Origin of the sequence: Solibacillus sp. R5-41, assembly GCF_002736105.1 — a bacterium.
Classification (GTDB): Bacteria; Bacillota; Bacilli; order Bacillales_A; family Planococcaceae; genus Solibacillus.
The window spans coordinates 2,826,704-2,848,426 of the sequence record NZ_CP024123.1; the positions used below are offsets into that span (position 1 = coordinate 2,826,704).

Sequence of the window (21,723 nt, forward strand, 5' to 3'; positions counted from 1 at the left end):
GTTTCATCATAAAATAATATTTCATCTTCTTTAAGTCCCTCTATTGCTTCTGAATCATCATTTAGTTGATATTCATAATAATATTCACCTTTATTTGCACAAGATAGGACTATATTATAAATAGTTTATTCTCTACGAATCTCCAACTGTCTATAATAGTTTGTACTTTTAATTTTATATGTCCAGATGCTTTCTATAAATTTTTCCATTGTAGAAATATCACTACTATTTTCACATGCAATCTCCATATATAATAAAAAAGATTACATATTAGATTTATATATGGCTCTTCTTTTGGAAGTAGGATATCTGAATCTTGTAATAAATTTTGTAATTCTATTTTTGTTAAAGTCTCTATCTTTAATTCTTGATAACCTGTCCCATATAAAAAAGTATTAATAAAATTATCTTTGTGTACTGTCCTAATTGTGAATATAATTTTCCACCCATATTTGATTAATAATTTCACAAACTCAATAAATGTATCTCGGTTATTCATTATTAAGGTTTTTTCAGTTGAATCAATTAAACAAATTTTTCTCTCTGCATCTTTATACAGTTTTAAGTAATCCTCAAAAGTATAGTCTCCAAATTTCCTTGAAAATTCTGCAAAAGTAGTAACATCAAAATCTGTTGCTTTAAAAGCAATAGTAGCCCCGCTTTCATTTTCTAATAAGTCTTTTGCAAAACCTGACTTCCCAGAACCTCCATCACCATGAATAATTAAACATGGTTTCTCAGATTCATAAAAAGAAGTGGGATTGAATTTGTTATTTTTAATTTTAAGTTCTTGATTTTTATAGATTATAGTCGATTTTATATTTTCCAATTTATTTTGACTGTGAAGTTTAGTTTGAGCTAAATATCCCTTAATCCCCGAATCTGGATTAAAAAAATAATCCCTAATAAGTTCTAATTCTGGCTTCATCAACATTATTTCAAAATTACTTTTGACTCGCCATTCCACTAAGATCTCTCTCTCAAGACCATATTCCTCAATTTCTTCTTGATATTTAGGTTTAACTGTATCTTTCTTGCTACTAGTACTTAGTTCTTTGTTTGTGTAAATTATAAATTTATCGATTTCAGGGTATTTATTTTTTGCACCTTCAATTGCATTATTTAATTCCGTTTTTTTATCGGCAATACTTGTCGTTGCATCGTAATATTTCGCTTGAAATCCAATCCATTCGTCTCCAATTTTCACAGGTAAAGTTTCTACATATGGCTGATTAAAGTATCTAAATATTCCTGTTTCAATTTTAAACTCATTACAAAAGAGTATATACGAGAAATGTTCAAATGCGTCTCTAGTATTTACGGTAAACTTATATTGAAATACATTCCAGTTAATTGCTATATCTTTATACATAATATAACCTCTTAATTTATTTTTTATTATTCTTCTAGCTCTATGGCAGACATCTTTCTTTCCGTGTTTTAAGGTTGAATTATTAATTTTGTAAAAATTAAGTTGCTCTTTTTACCAAGTTTCATGACTATCAGGAAACTTTTGCAGCACTCGCATAACTTTTATAAAGTCTCCTAGTTAACCATCAATTTGGATATCCATTAATGATTGCCGCTCTAATCACTAGGTCAGTTGGTTTCCACCTGAATTAGCTGTTGTTCGTTTGTTACTGTCATTGATAAAATTCCTTTGTGTATTTTCATCTTCAAAACTACGCTTTTTATGAGTATTACCAAGAATTTTAATATTTTCGTTACGGATATATATTCATGCTTTTGTTTATCCATTTCAATAACATCAAAGTTATCTGTTGTTCCTTCTATCACTTCGTCTAAAGTAAATTCTGCATATTTCCCACGTCATTTTTAGTATGTAATGTGTATTTCTTCGCCTCTTTTGATTTTTTACTTTGATCCAGCTACGCCGATGCTACAAAGCAATAGACAGTTTACTTGAAAATAACGAGTTAATTCTTTTGAGCAGGTACAACGAGTTGCAGATTCATTTGAAAAATATGTTTAAAAAACTACAGTATTTTTATTCAAGTTTTTAGCTGCTTCATAAAGTTCTTTGTACATTTCGATAATAGCTTGTTATTTATTCACCAATGATGTACACCCGTGTTCATCGTTTCAAATAAAGTGGTTAATGTCGATAAGTTTAAACAGAGGGGGATACTAATCTTCTAAATCATTAAACAAGTCTTCAATTTCACTGTTATTTTTCATGACATTCTGAATGTTATAATTAAAGTTTTTGATTAAATTCTTATCTATATTCAATAAAAATTCTTCCTGCATCTTCATTAGATGTTTCGATTTATCCATAATATTACTCTGACTAAAAGAAAAAAGTATTGTTTCTAGGTGATGATTTTTGTAATTCATTTTTTCTATTTTATCTTTTAATACGCCAACTTTTTCCTCAAGTGGTTTTTGTTTATTTAATAACGCAAGATAATCTTTCTCTAATTGCTGCAATAATTTTTTTAAATTAGTTGGATTATCCTTAAGATCGTATATAGAATGTAGGGCTTTAAGAAAATCTATATCAATATATTTTATTTCAAATCTTTTTTGATTATAATTATCGATAATAATTCTTCCTTGTCTGTTAGGGATTCTCCAAAAAGATATATTTATTTCATCTTTAGGATATTTAAACTCACCCTTAGCCAATAAATCGTTAAAGTAAAGATGAACTTCTTTATACTCTAGTTTAGAAGTTTTCCCATGTTCTTCGACATATGTGTCTAAAAATTCCTCTACCATTTTAACGTCTAGCTCTATTTTATTTCTCCCCATTTTCAATCACCTCTAAACAGAAAAATTGTTCAAAATTCTTATACTGCAACATTAAGGATTCCAGCTTTTTTGCTTTGATTTTTAGATCATTATCTAGAGGCTTTTCAACCTCAACCATTGTTTTGAAATTTTGAATCATATTAAATAAAGAAATTATTTCAAAAAAAACTAGTTTTATCTCATCCATTTTTTTATTTCTATGTTCTGTCAATACCTCTTTATAAACAAGTACATCATTTTTAGTAATTTTCCAAAAATCACAATCAAAACAACTTTTTACAGGACACTTCATTTCATCTTCAGTGCAAAATCCTATCAATACATCATGCTTTTTTTCATTCAATTCATTGTCTGCTACTATTCGCTTCTTAAAAGTTCTAAACAACGTATGCACATTGTAATCTGAATCATATTTAAACGCATTAAATATATTTATTAAATCTAAATCAATTAAGTTCTCGATGTGCGACGAATAATGGTTTTGTGTAAATATTGATGTATGCCCTGATAACTCTGCAATTTCATGAGAATTATATCCTTGCCTCACTAAATTTATAATTGCCAAATGCCTTGTAACTATTGGTGTGAAAAGTTTGATATCTTCTTTATAATTTTCTAACTCTTGGCTATTAAAAACAATAGAAATATACTTTTTTAAAGCATAATCTAGATTGCCTCTATTAAAATATTCAGGTAATCTTTGATTCCTTTTTCCTATTATAGGTAAAGATTTTCTACTAAATAACGTAATTGAACTTCCATATTCACGTGATTCTCTATAATATTTCCTGATAGTCTTGTATAAATTTTCAGGAATTACCACCTTTGTAATATTAACCCTTTTATTGTAAGCTTTATTTCTTTTAATTTTTAAATAAATTTTGTTGTTTTCCTTAGTTATGTCTTTATATTTTAATTTGGCCGCTTCGATAGGCAGAATTGGAACGAACATCGATAACTCCCACCATATTTTAATTAAATAATGTAAAATTTGTACCCTTACAGGTTTCTTTTTCATAATTCCTTCAAATTCTTTAATTTTATTATGAAAAATCAATAAAAACTTCGTACTAGGTAACAATCTAACGTTGTCATTATACTTAAAACTTAATTTAGAAAAATAATTTATAACTTCTACCTTAAGTAAATCCTCAACATAAAAACCAAAATTGATAATTGAAATAGCAATAGTTTTTTGTTTATTGTCTGAAAACTTCTTGAATAATAAGCTCAAACTTTCTGTGTTAAGTTTATTAAGATATAAGGATTTTTCGATATAGTCACACAAAACATATAATGAGCGATCAATATTGCGCAAACTATATAAAGAGAGATTACTGGCTACCCAACATTTTAAAAGCAACTTTAAATTTCCATCATAATTAAAAATTAAAGAAGTACTATAGTTTGTTGATACTTTTGAGAAATTAAATGTTATTATTAAATTGTTTTCTTCACAGAATATCTCCCATATATCTTCGTTAATATTACATCTATTATACTTAGATGCGTTTTCCCATTTTTTTAATGTTTTTTCAGTAACTTCTAAAGTATACTCGTCAAACTCTTCATGATTTAAAATACTTAATGCACCATCATTCAAAAAATTCACCTCCAAAGATATTTATTTAGGCTTTTGTAGTTTTAACATCTGCCCCTTAAATTCATCAAAATCTTTGGTCATTAAATACTCTATAGATTCTTTACCATATTTTTTGGAAAAAAATATTAACTGCTTTAAATCTCTAATAATGAGATTATATATTTTCTTTTTATATCCATTCATTCCTTCTGAAAACTCTATTGATTTAAATAGCTCCAGGTTAGCAAAAAGTTCTTTTATTAAAACATTTACTGAATAAAAATGAGGTACATGGAATACACAATTTTCACAATCCCTTATCATATCAACACAGTTCTTGAATAAACAACTAATATTTTTGGTTTTACTAATGTTGATTCCAGATACAATTCCCATATAATCATTTATAATTTTTGTTTTATTGTTATTCTCAAAATAATCTTTTATATCTATCATATCATTATCAGAAGATTTTATTATGTCTTCGATTATTTGTTGCATTTCTAACGTATCCCCAAAAATATTATTCATCCCTTTTATTATTTCATATTTACTGTCAAACTCTAGTTCTTCGAAATTACTTTTTGTAAATTTCACTAGATTTTCATATAGATATCCAAAAAAACCGATATCATAGACTTCCGAAAGTGTTGCATCCAATCGTTCCTGAGTGACAATAATATATTTCCCTGTACTTACACTATTCCTCTTATGTCCTCTTAGAGTTGCAGCAGCTTCTCCCACTGAGTTATTGTATATTTCCGATTCAACTTGGTCCACAAGTGTCATCAGTGTTTTATTCATCTTTTTTGATTTAAACTCTATATTTTCTCCAAAAAAACTATTTACAACACTATCTGGAAATTTATTGGATTCCAATATAATTTCTCCAACCTTTACAATATTACTGCTTGCCATTTTTAACTGATAACATATTAAAGCATATGCAAAAGATCTCTTAAGCTCTTCGGGACAATAAATAAGAGCCTTTGTGTTATTTTTTGTATGTATATATGTAACACTACACACATAAAATATAATTTCTTCTAATGTATCATCAGTTATATTTCTTTCATTTAAATCATATATAGTTTTAATATTATATTTTGTGAGTAATTCTGGGATGTTAGCCTTGAAATCAATAGCATTTTGGCTGCGTAATGCTGTAAAAATGTGGAGTAAACTATATAACCAAAACTCAATGTATACTGAATTTTGATTATTTAATACCTTGTTGTTGATTATATAGCTTATATGTCTTGAGAGGTCTTTTACTGTATTATATATTATTTTATACTCCTCATATGAATATAACCCTGTTTCTAACCCCACCCTTGCTCTACCTACAATTAAGTCGCTAGTGTTAATAGTTCTAATTCCTTTAGTTACCAGAACTTTATTTAGAATATTCAAAAACTTCCTGATTTCCATTCTATATACTATTGGAACTTCCGAACTAAAAAGAGCTAATTTAATTTCTGCATTTTTGAAATCATATATCTCGTTACCTCTATTGAATTGATATAAAGTTATAGTCGTATTCTTTAACTTAATAATTAGATTTTTGGTACTCGCACGCACTTTTTTGGCGAATTTTAATTCTGAATTCACATGTTTGAACCACTCATTCCAAGTTATGTTTTTCAAGCCATTTATATCAATACCATTTAACTTTAATAATTCAAAGTATGTGCTTATGCTATCCAAGTTGAAATCCAATAATATATTTTTTGATTCGTTATTAAACCGTAAAACTTTTAAATATTCATCAAATTCTTGTTTATTATATAAAATTGACTTATTTTTATATCTTTGTGTCCTCAATAAATTGGGGATTTCAACTTTAGTTAGCGATGCCAGTAACTCACCTTTCTCTTTAACTAATCCCTCATTTCTTACTAAATCTTTTATCTCATCTAAGTCATAGTAATTCATTTCAAATTCTTCACTTAATTGAGCTTGCTTATTCAATAAAACTTTAAAGTCATTTTTTTTTATAAAGACTTTTTTTTTAAATCCTCTAATTGTTAATATATTTTTATCCTTTAGCTCAGCATAAAATGAGTCTTTATTTATACTCAGCCGTTGCATTGCATAATTTAATTCTATTACCTCATTAATATTTATAAGACTATTTGAATCACTTTTTTTTATAAATGTGGTTTTTGTAAATTTTAACATCTCATAAAACTTAACACCTTCAATTTTTAACTTTTTAATAAATGTTAATTGATCTGAGTACATTCCATTTTCATTAAACGCATTATCTATTGAAATAAAATCATTTTGAAATTTTTTTATAGATTCCATCATATAAAAAATATCATTTTCGTTATTGATTCTCAAAGGTAGTCTAGTTTCTTTTAAGCCAATATCCTTAGCAAATTCATAAACTTTTTTTAAGTTATTACTATTTGAACTTATTCCAGATAAATGAAGTGATAGATCAGTTAAGGCTACTCCATTCTTTATGATGTGTTCAACTTCTTGAACATATCTATCTAAGTCCTCCTTTGAATACAATACTTTATTACCAACTGCTTTACGCTTTACAATAGTTTTTTCTACTAGTTTATTAACAAATCGTTTACTTGAACAACCATAGGCGTATAATTGTCTTACTTTGTTAAATGTAATAAATTCATCCATCAAATCACCCTTATTTCCTTAACATTTTACTAACATTCTTTAAATGATCGATATCTTCTTGTTGCATTATTTTAGGAATGACATCTAGGATAGTCTTTGCTTTATTTATTAGAACTATTTTATCTCTATATATTTGAGTTGTATCCACACGTTTGTCATGACGCATTAATCTAACATCTTCTAAGTCCCACCCTAGATCATCTAATAAAAAATTAGTAAAAACTCCTCGCCCAAAATGAGAACTCCACTCATGAAGAGTTAAATATTCATAAGTTCTTCTATCTTTGATCAACATATAATCTAAAAATAGTTCTTTTACATAATTAAATTTTTTTATATAAGTTTGACCACAAATTGGAGTTCCTTTACCCGAAACAAACATTGCATTTGAAGTTGTTTTTATTTTATTTCTTCGTTTAAGATGTAGAGTATATATCTCATGTGCAATACCTAAATTTAGAACTATTTGGTTTCTAGGAACTTTTACTTGCTCATGTACTGAAGAGATTTTATTCTCAAATATCTCATCAAACCTATCTAGCACTATTACAATGTAATAAGGGTCTTTATTTGTAATTGTTTTTGGAAAAGCATCAATAGTAAGGTTTACAACTTCTCCTTTTCTAAGACCTCCAAAAAACTGTAATGCAATACCTAAAGCAATTTCAGGAACAACTGACAAAGTAAATTCTAGAAATGTCTTCATATACTCTATCCGATTATTAGGAAAATCATGTATTACTTCGCTGCCTAGTAAATTCCCCGTTCTTTCTTCTTTCGCTAAAACCAAACCATATTCAGGATGATCAAACATGTTCTTTTTTATGATAATCATTTTATTTTCAATAAACATATTTGCATATACATCAGAGTGTAGTTTTTCATCTAGATAGTCCTTATCCTTTAACCATTTAAAAAACCATTCTAAAACTTTAGCTCTTCTTTTATACGTGTATTCTCCTATCTGATTTAGATATATCCTTTCATTCAGAAAATTCAGATAATTGATAGCGTGCTGAATTTTTATATCTTTTAAACCTATGTCACCTTCCTCTTCAACTATATAGTTAAGGAATCCTTTTAGGTCTTCCGCATAAGCTTTAATAGTATTAATTTCAAATTTCCTACGCTCTAGAATATCTTCAATAAATCTAGTTATGGGGTGTGGATAAACTATTTCAGAATTAGCAAATCGGATTGACATTATTATTTTCGTTTCCTTGGTATTATCAAACGTTAAAACCTCTCTTTGAATCACACAAAATTTATTTTTCAAACAAAATCCTCCCCTTCGTTCAAAATAAAACTTTATATTACTAGTGTTTATACTAATTTTAAACGTTTTAAACATATTTGTATATATAACATCCGGAGAATGGCGTAAAATCGCTTTTAGCCCTGTCGCATACGTAACGCCCGCGCGCTCATTAACTTGAATTTGTAACAGTTGCTCTTGGCTACTTTCTACTGGGTCTTCAAGTGATATAACGTGGCGGGATAACTCATTTGAACAATATTGCACGAGGGAATACAATGAAGTCGTTTTACCTGATCCGGTTGCACCACTTATTAATAATAAACCTTGCGACTGTGTTACAAGCTGACAAAGTTCCGTGGCGGTTTTGGTATCATAGCACAGGGTTGCAATAGGAAGTGTATAATTTTGACGTAATAATCGGATGGCTAAGCTTTCTTTTTGAAAGGCAGATGGTAAAGTAGAAATTCTGAAGGAATAGTAATGTTTGTTTAGCTGTTTTTGAAAAGCACCACTTTGAGGTTTTCGCTTTTCACTAATATCTAAGGAGGATAAAAACTTGAAATAAGAAATCATTCTGTTTGCAACATCACTTTGTAGTTCGCCAGCATGAATAAATTGCCCATACTTTCGAAACATAATTTTGTACTGGTGTTCCCCTGGTAATAAGTGCAAATCTGATGCATCAAAATGGCTCGCCCTTAACAGTAACTGCTCACACTTATGTTTTATAATGGATTCTTGTTCCATAAAGACGCCTCTTTTCATCATTTTTTCAAGAATAGTACCGCAAAACTATCTTAGCGTTATTATATATTGAAAAATATTGAAAACCTATCGAAAGCTAGAAAGTTTCTTTTTGGACAATGTTTTCTATTAAAATCAACCTTTTTACTACAAAATAAGGTAAAATAATCCTAAGGTTCAAATCAATTTAGATTATACATACATAAATAACAACGAACGGTTGAGGTGATTAAAATGATACATCCTATTAAAATAACTAGTACATTAGCAGATGAGACGAGATTTTCTATTTATGAGTATATGTTACAACATAAAAAACACTTTACTGTACAAAATATTGCTGAAGAATTTAAAATTCATTCCAACGTAGCCCGACTACACTTAACGAAACTAGCTGAAATTGGCGCAATTTCATCGGAATATTTAAAAACAGGAAAAGGTGGCCGTCCAGGACGTGTATATAAAATAAAACAAGACGGCATCTCATTAAGCTTCCCCCGACGTGATCCTTCTCTTTTATTAAATTGGTCGTTGGATTTAATTGCAGAGTTAGGTGATGTTGCTTTAGAAAAAGCAAAGCAGCTCAGTTATGAGGATGGCAAACAATTCATCCATGAATTATTAATCGAACGAAAACATCGATTACCACTTCCATTTGATGAAAAAGTCAAGCTTTTAACAAATTCAGCACAGCTTATCGGCTATATTCCGGAAGTAACTGAAAACGAAGGCGTAAAAACGCTTATTTTCTCGATTTATAATTGTCCATTCCACGATCAAATTACCCGCCATGGCGAAATTGTTTGTACGTTACACGAATCATATTTACGTGGTCAAGTAGAGATGTTATTTGAAACAGAAGTTTTTTCTCAATTCGAAAGCATGCTAAACTCATGTGATTTTTGCAATTATAAAATCGCGATTCAAAAATAAGTCAATAAATTCCACTTGTTTGTCACAACTATTCCATAAGTTGCAGTTTACTTTATAGCGCTTCATGTTTTATAATAGATGAGAGATTATTCGATTCTATTTATAAGGAGGGGAATTCTTCAATGAGCAATATGTATAAAGTTATGGCATTCTGGACTGCTATTTTCGCCGTTTTGTTCTACCTTGGTGGTATGAACGAGGTTTCGCTATTATTCGTAGGTAATACTGGTTTATTTTTATTATTAGGCTTCTTAAATCTTTCAGAGCGCATGTACATGTACATTTTCGGTGCATATTTAACGGTTTTCTTTGCAGGATTTACGTACTACACAACGTTCTTACACACACCGGGTGGAGGACACTAATACGAAAAACAAAACCGACTAGTCAATGGGCTAGTCGGTTTTTGTTTTCGGAGTTCTGCCCGTCACGTTGTGTTGGTCTAAAAACCATTTAAAAACGGATTTGCATCCATTTCTGCTGCCGGCGTTGTGTAATTGCCATGCCCTGGATAAATGATTGTATCCTCTGGTAAAGACAATAGCTTATCATGTATGGACTGCACTAACGTTTTCATCGATCCACCGATTAAATCCGTGCGCCCGACGCTACGTTCAAATAGCGTATCCCCCACTATTGCAAAGCCATCCTCATTAAAAATAAACGATACACTTCCTGGAGAATGCCCTGGTGTATAGGCTACATCAAATGTAAAATCACTAATCGTAAGCGGTCCTTCTTGACGTAGAATATGCTCTTCATTTGGCGCTTTTACCATGTAATTTGGGAGTTCTGCATATTTCCCTGAGCCATTTTTTAACGGGTCTGCCAGCCAGCTCACTTCTTTTTCATGCACGTAAAGCGGCAGATTCTCAAAGCCTTCTCGCACAGCGTCAACTGCACCAATATGATCAAAATGAGTATGCGTTAATAAAATCGCTAGAGGCTTTAACCCATTTTTACGAAGCGTACTCATAATAAAATTCGCATCTTCACCTGGATCAAAAATTAAGCACTCTTTCTTTTTATTGCTCACTATGTAACAATTTGTTTGGATTGGTCCAAGTGGGTAAACACGGACGTTATAGTTAACCATCATAATTCCTCCTATTTTTAAGTAATTGTTTCCTTTCCATTATACCAACTTTCTATTTCCAATCAATTATGCCTCGGCATAATTGCGTCCGGAATCGGCTTTGTTCTTGCACAAAGTATTCCTTTCCGATTCCGTGACATCCGCCGGAGGCTTAACTTATTTCAGCGGATATTTGAATATCCGCTGAAATAAGTTATAGCATTCGTTCATATAAACGTCATTTTTAGTCCTCGACAAACGAACTGGAAACCTTTACAATAAAGGAGGAATATTGTTAGCGACATTATTTGTTAATGTCGAAAAGGAGTGTCAATTTTAATGAACTTATTAATGGTTATTTTCGGTTTAGTTGCAATTTTTGGCGTAGTTGGCGTATTCCAATCAATCAAAGAAAAAAACATTTTAGCAATTGCTTTTAACGCAGCAGCTGCAGGTGTTTTTGGTTGGTTCGTGATCATGACGGTTTTAAACCAAGGCTATCCACCAACTCATCATTAATCGCAAAAAACATATCGCTTATGTTAGCGGTATGTTTTTTATTTTCCATAGAATAAGAAAAAGCGCCTCAATATAGAGACGCTTTTTCTTATTTAACAGAATCTGTTTTTAAATTCCCTGTCTTTTCATCATAGAAACGAAGTAGGTCTCCATTAATTATCGCATCGTTATATTCTAATTCTTTCGTCGCACGATCAATAAATGGCTGACAGTTTTCGATTTCAGTTTCTTCCCCTGTACCACGGTCATAACAAACGTCACCCGCATATACTAACTCGTCTGTAATTACACGACCGTCACGGAAAATAACAAAGTCTTCATGTTCCTCTGAAAATAAATCTGCCCCTAGTTGCATATCCTTCGACGTCTCAATACCAAGTAAGTGTAATAACGTCGGACGTAAATCTAATTGTCCAGATACTTTATCAATCACTTGTCCATCATTAGAACCCGGAATATGGATGAATAATGGAACCGATTGTAATAAAGCACTATCCATCGGTGTAATTTCTTCCTTACCTAAATATTGCGCCATTGCTTTATTATGGTTTTCAGAAATTCCATAATGATCCCCATACATTACAATAATCGAATTTTCATAGATGCCTTGCTCTTTTAAATCGTCAAAGAAGTTTTTAACAGATTCATCTAAGTAGCGAACCGTTTGGAAATAACGATTTAACGTACCCGAATTTGAATCAAACTCTGGAATTAAAACATCCTCTTCATCTAAATAGAATGGATAGTGGTTTGTTAATGTAATTAAACGACTATAAAATGGTTGTGGCATTTCCGCCATATGCTTTGCAGACTGTTCAAAGAATGGAATATCCTTTAGTCCCCAGTTTACAGACTCTTCTTCTTTTACCTCATATGACTCAACATCATAAAATTTATCAATGTTAAATGACTGATAGATCATATCACGGTTCCAAAACGACTTATTATTGGCATGCATGACATTTGTGAAGTATCCATTTTCCCCTAATCGTTCGGCAAACGTATTGTACGTATTACCACCATGTGTGAAGAATACCGCACCACGACCTAAACCATATAATGAGTTTTCAAAAATAAATTCCGAGTCAGATGTTTTTCCTAATCCCGTTTGATGGTAGAAATCATTGAAATAATACGTGTCTTTGTCCTGTGTTAATGAATTAAGGAAAGGTGTAATTACTTCTCCATTCATTTCCTGGTTAATAACAAATGTTTGTAATGATTCTAGTGATACAGCAATGACATTACGTCCTTCGTATTTACCAAGCATTTGGGCATTTGGCTCTGCTTGATTAGCACGGATATAGTTATTTACCTCAACTAATTCACTGCCATCCGCTAATGCACGTTGAGCAGATGATTTTGATTGAATGTAAATATCATAAAGATGGTAATTGTACGTCCCTATATTTTTCACTAATAATTCGCGGTCAAAGCTTCGTGTTAAAAGCTGTGGACGTTCTGTTTCTGCTAAACCTAAATTTAAAAAGAAAACTGCTGCTGCCATCACAAAATAAGCTTTACGCGCATCTTTACGAACTGGTAACAATCCAGCCTCATTTTTTGGAATAAATTTAATTGCGATTAACAAAATGAATACATCGATAAAGTATAATATGTCTATCGGATTAATAATTTCCTTTGCTGACGTTCCAAGTCCACTAAAGTTACTCGTTTGGAACAGTACTGGCAATGTTACAAAGTCATTATAGAAACGATAAAAAGCAACGTTTCCGTATAATACGAAAGCAAGCACAATGCTTCCACCTAAGATATAGCGATTTCTCGACTTTTGCGTTTTGAAAAACAATGATAAGCCATAGAAGAATAATAAGAAGCTAACCGGGTTGATGATCAAAATAAAGACTTGCATCATATTTTCTAACTTCATATCAAAACTTGTTTCATATACAATAACCGTTTTAATCCAAGTTGCTATTATAGCAATCGCTAATATCGAATGTTTAGGCCATTTAAAAGATTTCATATCCTAACATCCTCCTATTAATTAAATTTGTTTTTATTATATTTCTATATAAAAATAATAACTTTCAATGAAACAAAATATATCTTAATATTTTTCGCCTAATTTATCAATCAATTTGTTTTTTGAAAATCACACTAGTAATAAGTACGTTTTACTTACAAAAAAGTTTCATGGCAAAATATAAAACAGCGGCAAATTCCGCTGTTTTCAAGTTATACTTTCGTTTAATCGTTTCAAATCCACTGAAAATAAGCAAGTATTAAAACGATACCCTTTATTATACTACAATTGATTTGATTTTGCTTCTTTTATCTTTCGTTCCTCTTGACGCAAAATTAACAACGCCATTTGAAAATCTTTAATATCCAATACATTCGCCTTGTATAGTTCTTTTATTTCATCTTCCATCAAATATAAATCACCTATACGGTCACGCGTGTATATATAAATACCATAATTTTTTAATAAGCTAATAATATCTAATATCGATTGCATCATTGTTCCTCCCGTGAACTATTGACAGTTCATTCGTCGTTTATCCGTAATTAGTATATGAACAGGGATATCATGTGGTTCTCTCGGGATGTTGTCCATTAGCTGCTCTTCAAAAGCAAGCGAAATCAACTTACCCTGAAATGCTGGCAAGTAACGATCATAATACCCGCCCCCGAAGCCTATGCGATAACCATCCGTACCAAAAACGACACCAGGTACTATGATAACATCTATTTCATTTTTTTTCACAAGTTCTGTACACGCAGGGATCGGCTCTAAAATATCTTTAAAGGCACGCTCTGTTTGAATAAAACTGTCAATTTCATAAAACTCCATCGTATGATCTACCGGCTCGCATTTCGGAACAACTACTTGTTTTCCTAATTGCCAAAGTTGCTCGATAATTGCTGTAGTATCCACTTCAGGTCGATTGCCAATTGTAATGGCGATCGTTGTTGCGTCTTGAATTATCTGCTCGTCCAATAATTTTTTGGCAATCCTAAGCGAGCGGTTTCGATAGTCGCTATAGGATAAATTATTTAATTGCTGTAACACCCTAACGCGTTGCTGCTTCTTTTCCATATTATTCCCCTACCTTCGAATATTTACACAAAAGCTTGTTAAAATACATGAAAAATTGCAAGCCCCCTGCATTATGTAAAAATCAAAAAAATTCAACTCGTGCAATATTTAGCGAGTTGATTCCTTTCTTCTATGTAAATAACTATAGATTTGTATATTTTTCGATTTAGAATATTGGCCAAAACTAGACAAAATAACAGTAAAAAGCCAAAACCAACAAGTGGTTCTGGCTAATTGAGCAATTACTTTGTTTCACGGTGAGTAGTGTATTTCTTCTCACGAGAGCAATATTTTTTAAGTTCAAGACGCTCTGGATTGTTACGCTTGTTCTTTTTAGAAATATAGTTACGTTCGCCGCAGTCTGTGCAAGCTAAAGTAATATTTACGCGCATCATTAACCCTCCCACTCTAATTCAAGAATTCTAATTTAAAATTGAGCATGATTTATACGACTTACCCATTATAACATGTTTTAATAAAAAATCCAGTATGATTTAATAATTTGTTTTATATGATAAAATAGATGCAAGAAACATTCAAAAATAGGAGGATTCAGAATGGATATCGCATCGATTATTATGTTGATCGGAATCGTTTTTATTATTATTTCCATGTTCTTAAGGGATAAATCAAATAAAGTTGAAAGTGATTTAGAAGACTTATCAATTAATATTTATCAGGAAACGAACGCTCTAAAGCGCCGCATCAAAATGGTGGAAGAGGAACTTTTAGTAGAACCCAACTTCCAAGTAAAATCGCCAAATAAATTACCTGCGAAACAAAAGGACGCAATGGAGACTTTTCACCAAGTCGCTGCTCAAGTGAAGGCCGCTCAAGCATATACTTCCCAAGTGAGGCCACCTGCGCCACCTGCGCAAATAGCAAAGCCTATTAATGGCATTTTAGTAAGCCAAGTTCTCGCGTTAAATGGACAAGGACTTTCTATTGAAGAAATTAGTAAGCGTTCTACATTAACACATGCGCAAATACAATTAATTATCGCTACGGGGGGCCGTTTATGAAAACTTCCTTTCGTGCATTTGGCATCGGTTTATTTATAGCAGGCGCGAGCTTTACGTTGTATGAAAAGTTTGGTCCGAGTGGAGCCATACAAGATGTTTCACAATACGAAGAACAACTTGCGGCCTATGAAAAGCAAATCGCAAGTTTAAAACAACAGCTTAAAACTGGAAATGAGCCAAATGTTGCAACAAAAGAGACGAAGAACAATGCGCCGAAAAGCGAACAACCGAATGATTCATCCGATGAACAGGATGTCGTAACACGTACCATATACATATATGAAAATATGTCACTTTATGATATTGGTCAGCAACTAGAAGCAGAGCAAATCGTAAAAAATGGCCGCGAAATCGAGCTCTACTTGTCAAAGCCTGAGTTTTCTCGTTCCATCCAAAAAGGCGCCTTTGAATTACACTCCGATATGACAGTCAACCAAATTGCTAAAACACTGACAGGCAAAAAAGCGGAAGCAGAATAGAACATGTTACAAATTCAAATCGGATAATAATCTTTTTAAACATGCGTATGAAAGAAAGGTACGCATGTTATTTTTTATAGGCCAATGTGAATAGTTGGTGAATAAGTAAATATGAAAGGAAGTGTTCAAATGATACGAAGTAAAGCAGCACTCATAAGTTCCTTTGTAATTTTATGCGTATGCATTTTTTTATCTTTCCCATTTCCTAACAATCGAATGTTAGACGCACGTGCCACATTCATGTCTTTTCCAATTAAAAATCAAGATGGCTATATTACAGTCGGCATCTTTGGATCTGTTTTATTTGTAATCGCGATAATTTTACTTTTTATCGGCGTAAAGCAGTATCATTTCCGAATATTACTCATCGTTTTAATCGCATTCGCACTGGTACCAAACCAACTGATTACCTTGTACCAAGAAACATTCGCAAGTGGCATTTCAGCGATTTCATATGATGGCAAAGGTCAGTGCGATTTTGAGAATGTAAGTGAAGACAAGTTAACTGGTGAATGCAACTTTGTATTACATAATCGGAGTAATGAAGCAGTGTCATTTGAGTTACAGTTTTTAGATTCATTTTTTATGGACGACGGAATACGAATGGAATCGCTCATGAATGTAGCGGGTCCACATACGATTACGATTGAGGCCAATCACAAAAAATCCATTCATATGAAGGAATTACTTAATTTAACCAATGTCCCGAACCATGTTGAAAGTGGTTCCTCAAGCAATATTCATTTTAAATTAATAGAGGGGAAAGCTTCTCGCACTTTATAGAGGTGTTCTTTACGCAGCATGTTAAAAAGACGCATTCGAAAACTATCATTTCGGATCCGTCTTTTCTTCATTTAAAATAATTCTTCACATATGAAATAAATTGCGTGGTTGCTGTAGAATTTTTTTGATTGTCTAAATAGGCAATACCTATTTCCCGTTTGCAATTTACCGCATCCACCGGAATCATTTTCACCTCATATTGTTCTATTCCTTTAATAGAAGGAATTAAAGAAACACCTAGCCCACTTTCCACAAGCCCTGCCAACGTATGTACCTCTTCCCCTTCAAATGCCACGTTTAATGGAAAGCCTTCTTGTAGAAACAGTTCATCAACCGATTTACGCAATGAATTGCCCTTTTTGATCGAAATAAAAGGGCGTTCGGCAAACTCCTCCACCTTAATCGATTCCTTTTTGCTAAGGACATCATTTTTCGGAACAATTAAAAACAATTCCTCTTCCCATAATTTTTCCCAATAAATATACGATTTATATTCAAGAGGGGATATTAAACATACATCCAATTGACCATCCTCCAATTTTTCCAGTAAAACCCCCGAATTACTTTGCGTCAATTGAAATTTCATGTGTGGGTATACGGTCCGAATATCGTTCATTAAAGCAGGAATTACTTTTAGTCCAAGCGTATGCATAAAGCCGATTGCGACTTCACCAAACCCTGGTGAAATGATGTTTTGTAAATCTTCACGTGCCTTATCATAATCGCGCAGTAATTGCTCCGTGCGTTCTAGAAAAAAACGACCGTATCGATTTAATCGGATTGCCCTACCATGCCGATCAAATAATTGAACACCCAGACTTGCTTCTAATTGGGAAATCGATTTGCTTAAGGCTGGTTGTGTCATATGTAATTGTTCTGCTGCACGCGACATATTTTCATAATGCGCAACCGTTTTAAAGTAGATTAACGGTAAAAGTTCCACTTTGCACATCCCCTTATAACTTTTTTTTATAAGCGACATAAAAACAATGAATTATCTTTATTATGGCACTTTCCTTATACTGATGGAAATAGCATATCAAATTTAGTACGACTTGTGAGGTTTTCGTCGATGAATTACATACAAAAAGGAACAAAACAATTTACACTTACGAACTTAGCACTATTTGCTGCTGGATTTATTACATTCGCGAATCTTTATGTAACACAACCTTTAATGCCACAGTTTGCACATGATTACGGTGTCTCTCCTGCTGTTGCAAGCTTATCTCTTTCTGTTGCTACATGTGTACTCTCCTTTAGTTTAATCCTTTTCGGGTCTCTATCAGAAGCATGGGGACGAAAAAAATTAATGACCATCTCAATCATCGCTGCCTCATTTTTAACAATTACACTCGCCTTTGCACCAACATTTGAAGTGTTATTAATGCTTCGAGTCGTGCAAGGTTTTGTATTTGCAGGCGTTCCAGCTATTGCAATGGCCTATTTAGGTGAAGAAATGGAGCCGGCAAGCTTAGGGACCGCAATGGGTTTATACATTAGTGGAAATGCGATTGGAGGACTTTCTGGGCGAGTCATTATGGGCATGATGACCGACTTCTTTAACTGGCGGATTGGGATGCTCGTTTTAGGATTATTAAGCTTAGTCATTTGCCTGTACTTCATTTGGGCTTTACCACCATCGAAACATTTTAAACCGCGTCCACTTCAATTGAAAGCAATGACCCAATCTTTATTCCAGCATTTAAAAGATCCAGGGCTCGTTTGTTTATTCGGCATTGCTTTTACGCTTATGGGCAGCTTTGTCACGATGTTCAACTATATTGGATTTAAGCTTCTCGATGCACCGTACAATTTAAGTGCAACCGTTGTTGGTTGGATTTTTGTCGTTTATTTAGTTGGATCCTGGAGTTCCACATGGTTTGGTAGCTTATCCGATCGCTTCGGTCGACAGCACGTGCTCTACATTGGCATTTTTATTATGATGACCGGTGGATTGCTTACATTACCAGAAAGCCTACTTGTAAAAATTATTGGGATCACTATGTTTACATTTGGATTTTTTGGCTCGCACTCGATTGCCAGTGGTTGGGTAAGTCGACGCGCTTTAAAAAACAAAGCTCAAGCTTCATCACTCTACTTATTCGCCTATTATTTCGGGTCGAGTGTTGGGGGAACTTTAGGTGGTGTATTCTGGGTACGCTACGGATGGACTGGCATTATTGTGTATATTACAAGCGCGTTAGCTATCACCTTCACACTTGCCGCCGTCATCCATTTTATTAATCACTCCCATGCAACCATTGCTACAAAAGCTCAAGCCTAAACAAAAAAGCAGATTCATTCGACTAATTCGAATGAGCCTGCTTTTATCTAATTATTGTCGAACCCAAGTAAGTCCTAGCGTTCCTTCACCAGCATGTACGCCTACGCAAGCTGAAAGAGGTGTTGGGATAAAGTTGATCGTTGGGAATTGAACTTCCAATTCCTCTTTCCACTCTACCGCACCTGCTTCATTGTTACAGTTAATAACTGCCACTTCTGTTACTGGCGATTTTGCAATAGCTTCTTGTAAACGCTCGACTGCACATTTCTTTGCGCGTTTGTCTGCTCGAACTTTTTGTAACACTTCTGGACTGCCCAATTTATTGAAGCCAATGACTAATTTAATATTTAAAAGATTACTTAATAACATCGCGGTTCCAGATACCCGGCCACTTTTATGTAATTGCCCTAAGCTTGCTGGAATAAACGTCAAATCAGCTTTATCACACATCGCTTCAATCTGTTGCACAATTTGCTCTGGTTCAAGGCCTTGCTTTTCAAGTTCCAGCCCTTTTTCCAACATTACCTGCATTGGATAAGAACCTATTTTTGAATCGATCGCGAAGTTTTTGAATCCTGCCTGCTCAGCCGCCATTGGAGAACTGACGACAGTGCCCGATAATTGTTCAGAAGTATGAATTGCGATTGCATAATCATAGCCCTCTTCTTTCAATCGTTCGTATAAAGCAACATGCTCACCAAATGTAGGCTGAGAAGTTTTTGGATGTTCTTTTGAATTGCGTAATTTATGATAAAATTCGTCATGTGTCATATCGATCGTTTCACGGAAAGCGCTTTCTTCAAAAACGACGTTCAATGCCAATACATGGATATTATGTTTTCTTATAAACTCTTCTGTTAATAATGCCGCTGTGTCTGTAACCCAAGCTACCTTTTTACCCATTTAATAGTAAACCCCTTGAATAAATATTTTTTATCTCCACAAAAATGTATAGGAAATCATTATTGTTCCATAGTGACATTTGTCATATCGTTAAAGATTTTTCCCTATCATTGTCTTTTTTTCGACACGTTTCAACACTGACTCTATTTAATCGGTTTATACTTTTACAAATTATAGTAAGTTCATTACAATAGTAGATAATAGTTGAATTGCTATAGAAATTCAACCAATTAAAATGATAAAGGTGGAGCTGATGACATGAATCTTTATGAAATCGCCGTGCGCACGGAAAACAACGAGTCCTATTTATTAGAAAATTATAGAGGAAACGTACTTCTCATCGTTAATACCGCAAGTAAATGTGGTTTCACGAAGCAATTTACCCAACTAGAGGAACTGTTTCAAAAATATAAAGACAAAGGTTTCATCGTTTTAGGATTCCCCTCAGACCAATTTAAGCAGGAGTTCCAATCAAGTGAAGAAGCCGCACAGTTTTGCCGCCTTGATTACGGTGTAACATTCCCGATGCATGAACTCGTCAAGGTAAACGGTGAAAATGCCCATCCACTATTCCAGCACTTAACTTCGGAAAGTAAAGGATTTTTAGGTCAGGCGATTAAATGGAACTTCACAAAATTTTTAGTCGATCGTGAAGGGAATGTTATAAAACGTTATGCTCCTATCGATACTCCCTTTGTAGCTGAAAAAGAGATTGTCCAATTATTATAAGACGAAAATTTAAAACCGCTTTCATTTTGTAAGCTCAATGTTTGACGATAGTTTACACGTATACTATAATGAGCTTATCTTCTTTATTGGAGAGAAATTCATATACTAATATAGTAATTAGGGAGTGTTTATTAATGAGTCGTTTAGAAAACAAAGTAGCTATTATTACAGGTTCAGCACAAGGTATGGGTGCTGCTCACGCAAAACTTTTCGTAGAACAAGGGGCAAAAGTAGTTTTAACAGACTTAAATGAAGAAAAAGGACAAGCATTTGCTGCTGAACTTGGCGAGAACGCAATCTTCGTTAAACAAAACGTTGCAAGTGAAGAAGATTGGGCGACAGTTGTTGCAAAAGCAGAAGAAGCATTCGGTCCAGTGAATGTTTTAGTAAACAATGCTGGTATTACAATGGCTAAAAACATGTTAGAAGTTACGGTTGAAGAATACCGTCGCATCGTTGAAATTAACCAAGTTTCAGTATTTTTAGGCATGAAAACAGTTGCAGCTTCAATGATGAAAGCTGGCGGTGGTTCAATCGTTAACATTTCTTCATTAAATGGTTTAGTAGCTGGTGCAATCGGTTACACAGATACAAAATTCGCTGTTCGTGGTATGTCTAAAGCAGCTGCAATTAACTTAGCGCCAATGGGCATCCGCGTAAACTCTGTACACCCAGGTGTTATCGCTACACCAATGGTTGTTCAAGAAGATACTAAAGCAGCTGTTGAAGCATTCGCTAAACATATTCCATTAAAACGCGTTGCACAACCTGAAGAAGTTTCAAACATGGTATTATTCTTAGCTTCTGATGATTCTAGCTACTCTACTGGTTCTGAGTTTATTATTGACGGCGGAATTTCAGCTCAATAATTGAAGTTGTAGGATATTAAAAATTTAGCTCATTTTCCAGCCAGTTATCGAT

Annotated in this window: 21 protein-coding genes; 9 read left to right on the plus strand and 12 right to left on the minus strand. The window is 33.0% G+C overall.

The features are described from left to right. Positions 1-193: 193 nt before the first annotated feature. The 5 genes from CSE16_RS21940 to CSE16_RS13955 form a co-directional block, all read right to left on the minus strand. On the minus strand, positions 194-1,372 hold the full coding sequence (locus tag CSE16_RS21940; protein WP_253896092.1) for an NACHT domain-containing protein: 1,179 nt from the start codon (positions 1,370-1,372) through the stop codon (positions 194-196). A 776-nt stretch (positions 1,373-2,148) separates the two neighbouring features. Then, positions 2,149-2,775, minus strand: a complete 627-nt coding sequence (locus CSE16_RS13940; RefSeq protein WP_099424462.1) for a hypothetical protein — start codon at positions 2,773-2,775, stop codon at positions 2,149-2,151. Continuing rightward, a complete protein-coding gene (locus tag CSE16_RS13945; RefSeq protein WP_099424463.1) occupies positions 2,762-4,378 on the minus strand; it encodes a site-specific integrase in 1,617 nt (538 codons plus the stop codon). The genes CSE16_RS13940 and CSE16_RS13945 overlap by 14 nt, the downstream gene beginning before the upstream one ends. Positions 4,379-4,399: 21 nt before the next feature. Next, on the minus strand, positions 4,400-7,006 hold the full coding sequence (locus CSE16_RS13950) for a hypothetical protein (RefSeq protein ID WP_099424464.1): 2,607 nt from the start codon (positions 7,004-7,006) through the stop codon (positions 4,400-4,402). A 10-nt stretch (positions 7,007-7,016) separates the two neighbouring features. Next, a complete protein-coding gene (locus tag CSE16_RS13955; protein WP_099424465.1) occupies positions 7,017-9,011 on the minus strand; it encodes an ATPase, T2SS/T4P/T4SS family in 1,995 nt (664 codons plus the stop codon). Positions 9,012-9,242: 231 nt separating this feature from the next. Between CSE16_RS13955 and CSE16_RS13960 the strand changes: the two genes are divergently transcribed. Both CSE16_RS13960 and CSE16_RS13965 read left to right on the plus strand, forming a co-directional pair. Next, positions 9,243-9,941 carry a helix-turn-helix transcriptional regulator gene (locus tag CSE16_RS13960; protein WP_099424466.1) on the plus strand — a complete coding sequence of 233 codons (699 nt, stop codon included), beginning with the start codon at positions 9,243-9,245 and terminating at the stop codon, positions 9,939-9,941. Positions 9,942-10,063: 122 nt separating this feature from the next. Beyond that, positions 10,064-10,306 carry a DUF2626 family protein gene (locus tag CSE16_RS13965; protein WP_099424467.1) on the plus strand — a complete coding sequence of 81 codons (243 nt, stop codon included), beginning with the start codon at positions 10,064-10,066 and terminating at the stop codon, positions 10,304-10,306. Positions 10,307-10,383: 77 nt separating this feature from the next. Here CSE16_RS13965 and CSE16_RS13970 read toward each other — a convergent pair whose 3' ends face one another. Further along, positions 10,384-11,037 carry an MBL fold metallo-hydrolase gene (locus tag CSE16_RS13970; protein WP_099424468.1) on the minus strand — a complete coding sequence of 218 codons (654 nt, stop codon included), beginning with the start codon at positions 11,035-11,037 and terminating at the stop codon, positions 10,384-10,386. A 318-nt stretch (positions 11,038-11,355) separates the two neighbouring features. On the opposite strand from CSE16_RS13970, the gene CSE16_RS13975 reads away from it, so the two are divergent. Then, a complete protein-coding gene (locus CSE16_RS13975; protein WP_099424469.1) occupies positions 11,356-11,535 on the plus strand; it encodes a DUF2759 domain-containing protein in 180 nt (59 codons plus the stop codon). Between the two features lie 88 nt (positions 11,536-11,623). On the opposite strand, the gene CSE16_RS13980 is transcribed toward CSE16_RS13975, so the two are convergent. From CSE16_RS13980 to rpmG, 4 genes are all read right to left on the minus strand, one after another. Beyond that, complete coding sequence (locus CSE16_RS13980; RefSeq protein WP_099424470.1) at positions 11,624-13,522, minus strand: LTA synthase family protein; 1,899 nt, start codon at positions 13,520-13,522, stop codon at positions 11,624-11,626. Positions 13,523-13,804: 282 nt separating this feature from the next. Continuing rightward, the gene (locus CSE16_RS13985; protein WP_099424471.1) at positions 13,805-14,017 is read right to left on the minus strand and encodes a YqgQ family protein; all 213 of its coding nucleotides are present in this window, start codon (positions 14,015-14,017) and stop codon (positions 13,805-13,807) included. An 18-nt stretch (positions 14,018-14,035) separates the two neighbouring features. Continuing rightward, positions 14,036-14,599, minus strand: a complete 564-nt coding sequence (locus CSE16_RS13990) for a 5-formyltetrahydrofolate cyclo-ligase (RefSeq protein WP_099424472.1) — start codon at positions 14,597-14,599, stop codon at positions 14,036-14,038. A 242-nt stretch (positions 14,600-14,841) separates the two neighbouring features. Beyond that, positions 14,842-14,991, minus strand: coding sequence for a 50S ribosomal protein L33 (rpmG, locus tag CSE16_RS13995; RefSeq protein WP_053582877.1), 150 nt, complete (start codon positions 14,989-14,991; stop codon positions 14,842-14,844). 165 nt (positions 14,992-15,156) lie between these two features. Here rpmG and CSE16_RS14000 point away from each other — a divergent pair, with 165 nt between their 5' ends. From CSE16_RS14000 to CSE16_RS14010, 3 genes are all read left to right on the plus strand, one after another. Further along, positions 15,157-15,621 (plus strand): hypothetical protein, encoded by a 465-nt coding sequence (locus CSE16_RS14000; protein WP_099424473.1) that lies wholly within the window; start codon positions 15,157-15,159, stop codon positions 15,619-15,621. Next, complete coding sequence (locus tag CSE16_RS14005; protein WP_099424474.1) at positions 15,618-16,100, plus strand: endolytic transglycosylase MltG; 483 nt, start codon at positions 15,618-15,620, stop codon at positions 16,098-16,100. Before CSE16_RS14000 ends, CSE16_RS14005 begins: the two co-directional genes overlap by 4 nt. A gap of 129 nt (positions 16,101-16,229) precedes the next feature. Next, positions 16,230-16,883, plus strand: a complete 654-nt coding sequence (locus tag CSE16_RS14010) for a hypothetical protein (RefSeq protein ID WP_099424475.1) — start codon at positions 16,230-16,232, stop codon at positions 16,881-16,883. A 67-nt stretch (positions 16,884-16,950) separates the two neighbouring features. Here the strand turns inward: CSE16_RS14010 and CSE16_RS14015 are convergent, their stop codons facing one another. Then, positions 16,951-17,835: a LysR family transcriptional regulator gene (locus tag CSE16_RS14015; protein WP_099424476.1), complete on the minus strand. Its 885-nt coding sequence runs from the start codon at positions 17,833-17,835 to the stop codon at positions 16,951-16,953. 120 nt (positions 17,836-17,955) lie between these two features. On the opposite strand from CSE16_RS14015, the gene CSE16_RS14020 reads away from it, so the two are divergent. Then, entirely contained in the window at positions 17,956-19,170 is a 1,215-nt protein-coding gene (locus CSE16_RS14020; RefSeq protein ID WP_099424477.1) for an MFS transporter, read from the plus strand. Between the two features lie 51 nt (positions 19,171-19,221). On the opposite strand, the gene CSE16_RS14025 is transcribed toward CSE16_RS14020, so the two are convergent. Beyond that, the gene (locus CSE16_RS14025; RefSeq protein WP_099424478.1) at positions 19,222-20,073 is read right to left on the minus strand and encodes a DegV family protein; all 852 of its coding nucleotides are present in this window, start codon (positions 20,071-20,073) and stop codon (positions 19,222-19,224) included. A gap of 258 nt (positions 20,074-20,331) precedes the next feature. Between CSE16_RS14025 and CSE16_RS14030 the strand changes: the two genes are divergently transcribed. Continuing rightward, positions 20,332-20,802 carry a glutathione peroxidase gene (locus tag CSE16_RS14030; protein WP_099424479.1) on the plus strand — a complete coding sequence of 157 codons (471 nt, stop codon included), beginning with the start codon at positions 20,332-20,334 and terminating at the stop codon, positions 20,800-20,802. Positions 20,803-20,936: 134 nt separating this feature from the next. Continuing rightward, positions 20,937-21,671 (plus strand): glucose 1-dehydrogenase, encoded by a 735-nt coding sequence (locus CSE16_RS14035; RefSeq protein ID WP_099424480.1) that lies wholly within the window; start codon positions 20,937-20,939, stop codon positions 21,669-21,671. The last annotated feature ends 52 nt before the right edge of the window (positions 21,672-21,723 follow it).